Annotated in this window: 13 protein-coding genes; 1 reads left to right on the forward strand and 12 read right to left on the reverse strand. The window is 37.1% G+C overall.

Annotation, left to right across the window (positions count from 1 at the left end):
- Positions 1 to 21: 21 nt before the first annotated feature.
- The 3 genes from CS937_RS04450 to CS937_RS04460 form a co-directional block, all read right to left on the reverse strand.
- A complete protein-coding gene (locus tag CS937_RS04450; protein ID WP_099157258.1) occupies positions 22 to 999 on the reverse strand; it encodes a DUF6731 family protein in 978 nt (325 codons plus the stop codon).
- A 148-nt stretch (positions 1,000 to 1,147) separates the two neighbouring features.
- Positions 1,148 to 2,023 carry a peptidoglycan recognition protein family protein gene (locus CS937_RS19790; protein WP_099157259.1) on the reverse strand — a complete coding sequence of 292 codons (876 nt, stop codon included), beginning with the start codon at positions 2,021 to 2,023 and terminating at the stop codon, positions 1,148 to 1,150.
- Positions 2,023 to 2,289, reverse strand: a complete 267-nt coding sequence (locus CS937_RS04460) for a phage holin (RefSeq protein WP_099157260.1) — start codon at positions 2,287 to 2,289, stop codon at positions 2,023 to 2,025. Before CS937_RS04460 ends, CS937_RS19790 begins: the two co-directional genes overlap by 1 nt.
- A 71-nt stretch (positions 2,290 to 2,360) precedes the next feature.
- On the opposite strand from CS937_RS04460, the gene CS937_RS04465 reads away from it, so the two are divergent.
- Positions 2,361 to 2,555, forward strand: coding sequence for a hypothetical protein (locus CS937_RS04465; protein WP_099157261.1), 195 nt, complete (start codon positions 2,361 to 2,363; stop codon positions 2,553 to 2,555).
- A 2-nt stretch (positions 2,556 to 2,557) separates the two neighbouring features.
- Here CS937_RS04465 and CS937_RS04470 read toward each other — a convergent pair whose 3' ends face one another.
- The 9 genes from CS937_RS04470 to CS937_RS04500 all read right to left on the reverse strand — a co-directional run bounded on the left by CS937_RS04470 (position 2,558) and on the right by CS937_RS04500 (position 12,125).
- Positions 2,558 to 2,737 (reverse strand): hypothetical protein, encoded by a 180-nt coding sequence (locus CS937_RS04470; RefSeq protein ID WP_099157262.1) that lies wholly within the window; start codon positions 2,735 to 2,737, stop codon positions 2,558 to 2,560.
- Positions 2,737 to 2,907, reverse strand: coding sequence for a hypothetical protein (locus tag CS937_RS19355; RefSeq protein ID WP_176555748.1), 171 nt, complete (start codon positions 2,905 to 2,907; stop codon positions 2,737 to 2,739). Before CS937_RS19355 ends, CS937_RS04470 begins: the two co-directional genes overlap by 1 nt.
- Positions 2,908 to 2,919: 12 nt before the next feature.
- Positions 2,920 to 3,264, reverse strand: a complete 345-nt coding sequence (locus CS937_RS04475; RefSeq protein ID WP_099157263.1) for a hypothetical protein — start codon at positions 3,262 to 3,264, stop codon at positions 2,920 to 2,922.
- Positions 3,265 to 3,335: 71 nt separating this feature from the next.
- Positions 3,336 to 4,061, reverse strand: coding sequence for a hypothetical protein (locus CS937_RS04480; protein WP_099157264.1), 726 nt, complete (start codon positions 4,059 to 4,061; stop codon positions 3,336 to 3,338).
- A 225-nt stretch (positions 4,062 to 4,286) separates the two neighbouring features.
- Positions 4,287 to 4,466 (reverse strand): hypothetical protein, encoded by a 180-nt coding sequence (locus CS937_RS04485; RefSeq protein ID WP_099157265.1) that lies wholly within the window; start codon positions 4,464 to 4,466, stop codon positions 4,287 to 4,289.
- A 51-nt stretch (positions 4,467 to 4,517) separates the two neighbouring features.
- The gene (locus tag CS937_RS19360) at positions 4,518 to 4,691 is read right to left on the reverse strand and encodes a hypothetical protein (protein ID WP_176555749.1); all 174 of its coding nucleotides are present in this window, start codon (positions 4,689 to 4,691) and stop codon (positions 4,518 to 4,520) included.
- A gap of 14 nt (positions 4,692 to 4,705) precedes the next feature.
- Complete coding sequence (locus CS937_RS04490; RefSeq protein ID WP_099157266.1) at positions 4,706 to 7,360, reverse strand: phage tail spike protein; 2,655 nt, start codon at positions 7,358 to 7,360, stop codon at positions 4,706 to 4,708.
- Positions 7,361 to 7,372: 12 nt separating this feature from the next.
- The gene (locus CS937_RS04495) at positions 7,373 to 8,818 is read right to left on the reverse strand and encodes a distal tail protein Dit (protein WP_176555750.1); all 1,446 of its coding nucleotides are present in this window, start codon (positions 8,816 to 8,818) and stop codon (positions 7,373 to 7,375) included.
- Positions 8,808 to 12,125 (reverse strand): phage tail tape measure protein, encoded by a 3,318-nt coding sequence (locus CS937_RS04500; protein ID WP_099157268.1) that lies wholly within the window; start codon positions 12,123 to 12,125, stop codon positions 8,808 to 8,810. The genes CS937_RS04495 and CS937_RS04500 overlap by 11 nt, the downstream gene beginning before the upstream one ends.
- Between the last annotated feature and the right edge of the window lie 2 nt (positions 12,126 to 12,127).

A 12,127-nucleotide genomic window follows, 5' to 3' on the forward strand; every position in this document is an offset into this window, starting at 1 on the left:
GCCTCCTCAAACTATTCGCTTTTAACGAACCAGTACCCTTCTGAGATCTGTTCTTTGATTATCAAATGCTTCCACAAACGTTTGATAGAGGTATTCGTGCCCTACGGTTTGTCTTGGCGGAACATCAACAGATACTCGTATAGTCATTCGTGGTTCAATTAAGTTTATTGTTTCGACATCTGCTTCCTCATTATACAATGCGGTTACTTCCATTTTAGGTTTAGTTTCACCCATTTGTTCAAATTGTTGTAATGCTTGCTGAATATATTCTTGATCTAAAGAGGAAGTCCTTTCTGTTCTTCCCAATGATATTGTGATGTCTATATTAAGTCCACTGCTTTGATGCAATAATCGACCTGCATCAGTTAATAAACTTCCATCATTTAGAGCAGCATCTAACATAAAGTCGGAACCTTTAACTCTAATTTTTTTATAATAATCAGAATTAATTACTCTTTGAACTTTTGAACTATCTATGATTGGAGTTAGTTTTACGACTAGTGGTACGTTTTCAGTTCTACCTATTTCATCCATATATTTAAATCTTAGTTGTGTAAGAACATGTTCGGTTTGCGCTACAGACAAACCATATAAGTTAGATTGCATAATAAGTGCTTTATACCTATTATCAAAAATAATACTGTTGAATTCCCCTATATATTCATCTTGTTCTAATAAAATATCCTCTTTTATTTGTCCGAACCTCTTCTTAGACGGTATATTTGTCTCTCTTAGTTTAGATAACTGAAAACTGTATAGATCTCTTCTTTGGTCGTATTGATAGGAATCTTTCTCAACTTCTGAGTATTCCGTTCCTATATCAACAGTTGTTTCAAAGTCATCCTTATGAATCATTAAATGATCAAGAAAAACTGACATATCCCAAACATTAGCTTGAAACTCCCCTTCATCTTCTTCATTTAAATCCTGCCTAATTACATATTCCGCCGGCACTAGATTAACCTCAAAATAATTAAACCGTATATATTTTCTTACCATAAGAAATTCCCCCTTTTTTTGTCAATATTCTAGACAAAATGTGGAAAATCCTTCTTTTTTACTACTTTTTATTTCTTTTATTATATAACAGGAACAAACGTTCCGTAAAGAATTATTTTACCCCTCTCAAACGAGAAGGGCTTTTTGCTTACAAATTACCTTCATTCAATCGCCTTTGAAATTCTTTTACAACTTCACTAGGAAAGCTCACTCGCTTGTCAACTATTAGCATTTTCCATCGCTCTTGCATATATTCAATAAGCCTAGATGGATCAGTAAGGATTCTATCAACTGGCGTTTTCGCCCATATCTGCATAGCTTCGATTAGATCACTACCGCCTTCACCAAACTCTACAGATGGAATGTTCTTTGTACTGAAGTTTACAGGTTGTCCACTTATTTCACCATCTACTTTTGTACCAAAGTGCTTTTGTGCCTTTCTTGTAGTTTTCGGTCCCCATTTGCCATCGATTATTAGATCGTCATCATCGTTTTCAATTTCGTGTGATTTCACTTGTTCGTTGCGATCGACAACCTGCTGCTCGTCTTCTTTAATCCCATCAATAAACGTACTCCACACATTCAATAATAAATGCGGGCAATTCTTACCGCTCCAATGTTTATGCGGTACAACATTATCAATACAAATGCTATGCTCTTTCATTAATTTGCGAACAAGCCATTGAGCATTAGCAACTGCCTTTTGAAAATCACCGTTTGCATTTTCACATATTTCAATTCCAATCGATTTACGATTACCTGGTCCGTTCTCACCATCACCTGCATGCCAACCAGCTTCATCAATTGGTAAATGTTGATATATCACTTCATCATCTACTGTGAAGTGCCATGATGTATACCTACCACTTGCACCATTCAATAAATAACGCGAATGCATTTCCGCATCCGCGCCTTTTGAATCGTTAGCAGTATTATGAATTGTAATAAACTGTGGATTCATATAAAAGCCTGGTCGTTGTCTAATCTGTGATTCTGGTATAAAACGTTTAATGATTTTAACCATTACGCAACATCCTTTCTCGGCTTATGATAGGTCCTAGCCTGTTTGCTATCACTAGTTCCTGCTACAGTTGGGTCATTAACCACACCTAAAATAACTAAAACCGCAAACACCGCATTAATAAAATTAATAGCTTCCTGTTTAAATACTTCTGTTGCAAAGTCAATACCAAACCACCCTGCTACGATTTGCGCCACTAATAGCAAAGCAGGGATAATTGTTAACCAAAATGTTTTATTTTTTAGTCGTACTTTCCAGTTGATTTTCATACTTTCTTCCTCCTTGTAGGAATTTTCTCCCTTCCTGTCGAATATTGGTAGTTGGAAGGGAGGTAAATATAATGTTACGTATTAAATTTAGTGATACCGTTCGTCAAGTTTTGGAAAAACACGGTATCAAAGATGAAAAATTAGAGTCTGCTCTAACAGACTTATTTAATGGTTTTGAAAGACGTTTACTTTCTACTGATTTCGTAGAAGAATTCACAGAACAACAAGAGTTCCTAAGAAACAGAAGAAACCAATTTAGGGGATGATACTATCCCACTTTAAAAACCTTTCCGTGAGATGAAAATTCTAATATCTCACATTTGAATATGAGTAATTCAAGTCGCTCTTCTACCGATTGGGTGGCTTGAATTTCTTCATTAATAGCCATAAGTATAGAACCTGTTGACCACTCTTCTGTGATTTCACGTAATTTCTCTGCTTTACCCATTATTGAAAACACTCCTTTCGTTGTTTATTACGTTCAATATTACTTGCTACAACTTTTCCGACTTTTTTACCATCTAGTAATACCTGAAGGTTGCGTCTAGGTACATCAACTTTCCTTTCCAATTCAGTTACACGTTGTTCTAAACGCTTATTTTGTTTACTTTTAAACATGTAAATAACCTCCTAATTAATAGTTGTAAAAATGGTATATAAAAAGACGACAATCGAAATTACGACTGCCGTCCAACTTGGTAAAGTTTTTTTCCAATTATCTTTTTCTGCAATAATACGTTGTACATCTTCTTTGCTAGCTTTAGTACTGACCTTTTCCTGAATTCGATCAATATCCTTTTCATTTTCAAGTGACCGTCTATCAGCGCTATTTGCCGTGTCATAAGCCTGATCTACTTTTGGCTTCATATCAAGCAAACTATCAAGCTTTCCGTTTTGATCTGCAAGCGAGACCTTAACCTCCATAAGTATAGTCATGAATTCCTTCATGTCCTCCACTTCCTTGTTGTCAGTCATTTCAGACCCCCCCTACATTTGCGACTTAAATTCATCAGAAAAAAACCACTCCTAAAAATGGAATGGCTTTTTTACATTGATTTAGTTAAAGTAATTTCTTTTTTCATAAATTTAAATTTTTCATCAAAGTTTTGCTTACCTCGAGCTAAATCCGTCAAAGTTGCCATTCTTGCAAAGCGTACACCGATAAACTCATTTTCAACCTTAACATCTTTACATCGAACCTTTTCTCTTTCCAGTGCAACCTCCATGTAACTTTTAAAATACTCGTCACCTTTTATTTGCTGTAATAAGTCCTGGATATAATCGAACATTTCTTTTGTGTAGTCGTACACTTCTCTATACTTTGGTATATATCCCTTGTGTATAACATTATTTCTAAAAGATATTTGCTTATTATCTATAATTGGTGGGTTTCGATTAAATTCATTTATATATGAAAAGTAGAAAGCCCCTAATTGACGTTCAGACATATTTTTTACTTGTTTCCACATTCTATCAACAACTGTAATATCTACTCCTCTTTTTTGCAGAAAAGTTCTAATACAGAATTCATGGAAACGTTCTACACTAGCTGAAATACTAGCTACAGATTGAATCAAATTCCCATCCATTAAAGCTAGTGCACCAATGTCAAATAAAATTTCAAACTTTTCGTCATGTGACAAAACTGTCGTGGTGTGCCCTCTGCTACATATTAATTCATACACACCAGATTCATTAATCTCAAGTTCAATATAATTAAAATTATTTACTCCGTCTCGTGAACATATGCTACAATTTTGCATCAATTTCATTATATCCCCTCCATTTTAATATTTTAACATAGGGGGATTTTTGATATGAATATTTTATTGAAATATCGGAATAAAAATAACGCCTTACTTGGCGTTTGATTTCTTAGAATTCACTTTGTTTATTTCTAGTACATTCCCAATAGATTTCATATCTGAATGGCATTCAACCTGCATGATTTACACCTCCCTTATAATGAAAAAGAGCCCAAATACGGCTCTTTTTAACTAATCGTCATAAATATTTAGGATAATAGTATACTCGACAGTTCCACTTGGGATTACCTGATGTATCTCTACATACTTATGTTTCCCCTTCTCCTTAACATGTTTAACCATGTCATTTAGAGCTGGTCCAAGTTTTGAACCATCTAATTTAGAAGTATAAATAGATTGATACTTTTCCATAATTATAGCTTCCTTCCGTCTACTTATTTCGACAAAAATGAGGATTATCCTTTATTCAGCGTCTTTATCACCTTCATATTTAGCTAGCTTCTGCTCCAATTCCTCAGCATATCTTACAATCGCATTTTTAGCTGCCACCTCGTTGGCTAGTTGAATTTTTAAACCTGCGATATCATTTGCTAGTATATTCTGTACCTCTTTTGCATCATATTTAATTTGTTTCACAATGTCTCACCTCCTTAATTACCCATATCCATCCAGTACGTATTTTCATAGCCGATACGTTCACCAAATATCATAAAGTCACATGTGCAATCAGATTCACTTGTAACAAAGAATCTATCTTTCTCTTTACGTATCTTGACAGGTTGATTCGGAAATACTGCATATTTCGTAATTGCTTTTGCAAAGTTTGTATCCATTAATATTTCTTTTTCGATAGTTGCAATTAAGTTAATACCAGCAATCATTGTTGATAGAAGTACCTGGGGACTATCTATTGGAGACATACCCAGTACTTTGTTATCAATCTCAATCGATCCACCGGACTTTGTACCATCACCGAAGAATGCATGTCTTTGGGTTCCGCCAATATAGAAAAAGATATTCCCTAGAGAATTCTGCATGATATAGTTATCATTGCTCTGTAGCCACCTTGAACTACCCCCACTCGAATCAATGGCTGCATTTCCAGATAGTGCAATACGTTTATCCACTACTATTTCGGTAGTATTATATAAGCCAAGATACAATTTACCTCCAACCGCATTTACAGACACATTGCCGTTTGCATGATCAGCAACCATGCGATTTGAAGTATTGTATTTACTGTATACATTTCGAACAATGACATCTTCACCAACCATTTTTGCCCCACCATCAATACGGATCTCTCCACCATTCGAGGCAATATTTTTCGCTTTAAAGTTGGTATATGCTGTATCATCGGTATTTCTTACTTGAATTTCATCAATAGCAGAATGAAATTTTAGCATCGATTTACCACCATAGACCTGATAAGTATCAGAACCTAATGGAGTGAATCCAAATGAACCCTTGATACCTAGATACTTTAGACCGTTTGCAGCAAGCGATAATTCATATTGCTTATTGCCTTCGAGTGAGTAGTCTAAATAAATACCATTTACGGCATATTTAGCTGTTAGGCTTGATGAATAATCATATGCATAGTCCGTAAAGAAATCAGAACGCATAGATAGATTCATTTCACTATCTTCTATCCACATGTCGGAAAAGTCTTTACGTATCGTATTACCATCAATGGGTCTCTCTGATTCAATCGAACTTTCAAATCGTGATCCTAAAATAGTTGCTGCTTCAATATCCCCACTAAAATAACCATTTTCAGCGTGAAAGTTTCCAAGTAGATCCATCCAGTTAACCGGTGTACCTTCTGCATCATATTGAACAAAACCGTTTACACCATCCCATTCAATGCGCGCACCACTTTCAGCGGTTCGTAAAGGTATAGCTCCAACATCAATAACACCTTCTGTTAACCTGGATGCATTTTTGCTTACTTGATCTGTATAGTAAGTAGAATCATCATAAATCGCTTGGTTTTGTGAGTCTATTGTATCTGAGTCATACGTGCCAACCTCGCTCGCTATAGTCGGAGTCATTTTCACCCAGGTATTAGCGTTGTTAACTTTCGCTACGTATGGTGTTTGTGTTGTATCCACCCATGTTACATCAGTATCATTAGGTGCAACGGTGGAAATTATTTTTTTAGGCTCAGCATATGTCTGCAATTCATTCAGGCTTACTTTATTCCTAACTTGTTTCTGCAGTGATTTCCAGATCGCTTTGACTTCATCTTCGGTGTACTCGATGTAATCGCCAAGAATTACACGTTTCTGTGACTTGTCACTTAATGATCTACCTTGGTTATGCACTCTAGCTTCTAAATAAAGGGGCGGGTTAAATTTCGTCTCTTTAATTTTAATCGTGTCACCAAATCGAATTTTCTTGTTTTCCATACCTGGTACGTGTTCAAGATCAGCGATGTCGCTCTCATATTCCATAATAGCTTTAACGCGTTTATCTAATTCATTTTGTGTTAACTCTCGTAATCTTTCTTCGGTTATTTCTTCGTCCGTAATGGTAGGCTCGTATTTATCTACTAGATGATTACCATCTTCACCCCAGCGAGCAAGTGCATCTTTATCTTCAACAAACACTTCTAATCTAGTTCCATCTTCTCTAACAGGACCAAGTCCAACTAATGCGGTGACGATGTTATCTGTATCTTGAATACGTTTTATACCTAGTAAATCTTTCCCAAACGTCACATGTCGACCTCTCCAAGTACCAACTCGTTCTAATAAATCAACATATCTTCTGACAACTTTATTTCCATCAACCTCTACGCGGAAATGTAATTCTAGATCAAACTCACTTGCAATTTTCTTTAGCAAGGAAAACGGATTGGTATGTTCTTCAACTTGAATGGTTCGTACACCATTGTAAATAATCGTACCTGGTTCCCATTTAGTGCCTGATAAAGCCGTGCCAGCCGCTTGTGATACAGTCTGACCATTCAGCGTTTGAGGACTTATTACTTTTGCTTTAATTAAATCAATATAGGATGCTGAAGAATTAACATCAGTTAATAGTACACCATTTGGATCCCTGTAATCGATTGGACGTGTAATAATGAATTCAATATATTTCCCGTCTTCATCTGGAATGATGACTTTGTTACGCCCTTCCAAATACCTTGAATACTTTTTATCGGCGAATGTGGTGAAGTCAAATGTTTCCAGATAATCCTTTAACGATTTTTCGTGCCAATCATTCCAAAACTGACCAAAAGGGATTCGTGTAAGTACATTATCTGATTTGTTCGTAATAATAATTTTTGGTTTCGACATCTAGTTCACCTCCTACTTGTAAGGCGGACGATAGCGTAAACTCGAATTAAATTGATCACTAGGTAAAGAAACTAATTGGTTAGGTCCTGGTTGCAATTTAAAAAAGTCAGTGCCAAAATCCACTTGATCTGTTATATCTTCACCATTACGCAATACTTCCTCTTTTTTAGTGTCGATCGTTAATATGTCTTCTGGCTCGGCTATATAAGGTATGGCACCGGGTTGTTGATTTATCTTAAATACACTCAAGGAATAAATACCACCAGCGATAGGTTGATTTGTACCGAATTGCCCCATGTGAACAACCACTTGAGCAACGTTTAAAGAATATAAACCTTCTGCATCTCTCCATTCAGATGCACGTCTTGTATGGTGTATTCCTGTTGAAGTATCAACCATGGCAAAGTAAACACGCCATTTAGTACCTTCTCGTTCAATTCGTAAAATTCCGTTGAAATTGTTCCAGTTACCGTCAATGTCGCCTGGTTCGTTTATAAGATAATGATTATCATCCACATTGCCAGCTCTAGCCTCACCCCAACCTAAAGCTCGTCCAGCTCTTGTGTCTTTCGTTGCTACTTTTGCCACTTGATTTCCGTTTACATCTAATAGATACAATTCAAGACGGCCAACTTGAGTCGCCCCGGCATTAAACATTGCGATAAAGGCTTCCAATCGGAAATCAGTTAACACTTCCGGTAATGAATGTTTTTTAGCTGGTCCGTGCCAAGATGAACCCGTTCCGTAATTTGCTGCTTGAAATCGTGTTCCATTCGTTTCCATAGTGCCTGCAACTGTACCATCTATTTCACCACTTAAAGCATCTGTCCACCCATTCAAACTAGTTGCATCTGAATATAAAATACGCTCGTACTTTCTGAACGTGCTGCCTGTTACAACATCAACTGGTTTTCCAATTAGAATGTATTCGTTGTTCTGATTCTGAATCATGGCAAAGGTAATAGGTGCCAGTACTTCTAATGTAATTATTGAATTGGCTTCTGCGGTACCGATATTTTCGATGTCTAGAACACCGTTAGTTGGGAAAGTGTATGGTATTTCTTGGCCATAATTATACGGATCCGCACACAAAAATTGAATCGTACCTTTTCGTTGATCAACAAACTTCTCAAAATCATTCATACTACCTTGGACTTTAGCATAATAAATTCGCCCTGGGTCATCATCAAATTGTAATTCTACTGGTTCATCAGTAATCAACCATCTTTTTAATTCGTCTAGGATTTGTTGAGCATGATCATCATCTTTAACAACGAATCCAATAGGTTGATTAATATAAAGTACATCTGTATCACTAGAAATAATGTGTGCCCCTGGCATTCCAGGAACGTGCAACAAATTATTATTAATAGGAGCGAAAGGAGATTTACTTCGCCCACTTAACAAATATAACCAGTTTTTTCGAATTCCATTAAAGGTTAGTGATTTATGTGGCAAAGGTCTTCCTCCTTCCGTGATTAAATTCCTGAATTTTAGTAATATGTGGTTCTTGAATTGTTGCTAGATTTCTGCCATCAACTTGAATTATTTTTCCTTCGCGAACAGCTCCAATTAGTTCCCTTAACAATCCAGCAACAACACCTGTTTCCTGAGGTTGATTACTTAACTGACTGACAATTCTATAAGCTTCACCAGGGGCTCTTGCACCTTCTGCATATCCTGGTAAACGATTCAATGCACTTAATATTCTTTTCGATTCATCATGTGGGAAAACTTCGTACCCGGATGGGCGGTTGTACATACCAAAGTTAAGGATTTCCCATCTGTTACCCTTTCGACCAAGTTCCCATCCTTCTTCACCTGCTATAAAATCACCACCTGGATGGAAGTCAGTTCCGTCTGCATAACCTGGACTGCCCGATACCATTCGGTGGATACTTAATGTTTTACTAATTGGATTTGATAAATCTGCATCTATTCTACTAATACTTGGGTCAGGATTAATGAGTAACCTTCTAGCAATCGGCGATGTTAATTTGTCTTCTAACCCTGAAACCGTTGGATTTGGGTTTATTTCAAGATCTTTGAAAATTGTCATTCCAGCAACATCGTTCATTTTCTCTAATTTTGATGTTGCGACATCGATTTTTGTTTGTTGCTCATCTAACTTCCCTTTTTGTTTTTCATATTCCGCTGTAGTTAATTCCCCTGCCTTATGTTGCTTTTCTAATTTTTCCCTGGCAGTATCAATTTCATCTTGTTCTTCTTTCAGCTTTTCTACAGCTTTACCTTTTTCAGCAACTATCCCTTGTTCATATAGAACCATTTGAGCGTAATCGTCTTTTAACTCTTCGAAATGGCCTAGTTCCTTTTCGTTTTGCTCGATAGATGTTTTCTTTTCTTCTATTCGTTCTAAAAGATTATCATAAGCTTCTCGGTCTGCATCTAACAACTTCTTAGCTATGCGATAATCATGACCACTTAACCCCGTCAAGGCTTCCTGATCTTCTATCAATTTCTGAAGTTTTTCATCCCGAGTTTGTTCTAAACCTTTTAGATCTTCCTGAAGTTGCTTTTGTTCAGCTAATCGGTCTCGTTGATTTATTATTTCACTAGATAAGGCGTTTTGTGTTTCGCCTGTCAAACGTTTTCTTTCCGCATCATTCAGTTTCTTTAACTCATCAACTACACCAGCATAAGCATTCCCTTGATCAGATATTGCATCAACTGTATTCGGAGATTTGTCAATAATCTTATCATTTAACCCTAAAAAATCTTCCATTTCATCATTGGTTAAGCCCGATTTTTTAAGCAGTTTCTGCTGTTCATCAGTTAATGATTTAATTGTATCTTCACTTTTTGCATTCTTTAACTCATCCATGATATCCATATATCGCAATACTTCATCAGTAGATAACTTGTTTTTATCCCGTAATTTTTCATAACTCGAAATCAACTTATCAGTAGAATCGATTTCTTTTTTACGAGTATCAATCATTTTGAGAGTTTCCTCTAAGCTTCTTTCGGTGTCCTTTGTGAGATTGTATATCCCTAATCCCAAAGCACCTACACCCGCAATAGCTAAACCAAATGGACCACCTCTCAAACCCATTAAACCGATTTTGCCAAGTAATCCGGAACCACCTTTTTTCCCTAGCAGCCCAGTTAAACCACCGATTCCTTTTGACACTCCACCGACTGTAGTAGTCAAACCACCTAGCACCATACTTGCTGGTCCGACAGCCGCTGCAAGTGCAATCATTTTTAGTACGGTTTGCTGTTCTTCTTCAGTCATATCTGAAAATGCTTGTGCTCCTGACTCAATCTTTTCAATTAATGGTTCAGCCGCATCGATGGCATCCATTACTGCAGGTACCAATGCTTCGCCTAGTGTAATACCTACATCCTTGATACGATTCCACATGATCTTTAATTGCGATTCAGTTGTAGCGTAACGTTTCTCAGCTTCTTCAGTTAAAGCAGTGTTTTCCTCCCAAGCTTTAGAACCGATGTTAAGCGCATCGGTAAACACGCCACTCGCGTTCGAAGCACGTAACAAGGCATCACGTACCCGGATTTCGGAAAAACCTAAATCTTCAAGAACACCAAACGTGTTACCGCCCTCTTTAGACATTTTGCCTAGCCCTGAAATAAACATCATGAGGGCTTTTGAAGCATCTTGCTCGAATGCTTTTGCAAACTCTTTAGAAGAAACACCTGCTACTTTTGCGAATCCTTTTAATTTCTCATCGGTATTAGCAACAGAATTAGCCATATCAACCATTACACGGCTAAAACTAGATCCCCCAGCTTCTGCATTTATTCCAACCGAACTAAGTGCCCCGGAAAATGCTAGAATTTGTGATTCAGATAAACCGATTTGTTCACCAGCACCTGCAAGCCTTAATGCCATTTCCGTAATTTCTGATTCAGTTGTGGCTAAGTTATTACCTAAATCAACAACAGTGGATCCTAACTTATCAAAGTCATCCTGGCTCATACCTACAATGTTAGCAAATCTTGCAAATGTTGTTGCTGCTTGATCACTTGTTAAGTTTGTAGCTACACCCAAATCAACCATAGTACGAGTGAATCCTTCAATAGCTTCTGTTTTAATACCTAACTGTCCTGCTGCTTCAGCTACTGCTGCAATCTCTGTAGTAGATGCAGGTATCTCCTTAGCCATATCACGGATACTAGTGCGTAAATCTTGTAATTGTTGGTCCGTTCCATCAACGGTCTTTTCAACACCAGTAAAAGCCGTTTCAAAATCCATAGCTGCCTTAAAGGCTGCGCCACCTGTTGCTAACAAAGGCAAGGTAACGTGTGTAGTAGCAGTACGACCAAACCCCATCATGTTTTGACCGGCAGTCGTCATCTTGTCACCTGCGCTTTTGGCGTTATCGCCTAACTTCTTCCACGGGTTTATTTGTTCGTTTATGTTATCCGTGACTTTTTGTAATTGAGTTTCAGTTCGATTCATTTGAGCTCGTGCATTATTGTAGTTATCTGCTAAATTTTTTGTAGCTTTTGCATTCTCACCGTTTGCTTTCTTAGAAAGTTCGTATCGTTTCGCAAGCTCTTTTACTTCTTGCTTTTGCGTTTTAAACTTTCGTGACAAAATGTCAGATTGTTCACGTAAACCTTTAAGACTATTTGTGTATTCCTTACCTTGTGACTTAGCAACGTTCATTTCAGTACGTAAGCCTTTCAAGTCACGTTTGAAGCCTTGAAGTGACCTGGTGGTATTATCATCTTCCCAGGAAAGCTTTGTCCGTAGTGTACCGACTTCTTTGGTAGCCATTT

Source organism: Virgibacillus ndiopensis, from assembly GCF_900187325.1.
In the GTDB taxonomy this organism is placed as follows: domain Bacteria; phylum Bacillota; class Bacilli; order Bacillales; family Amphibacillaceae; genus Virgibacillus_E; species Virgibacillus_E ndiopensis.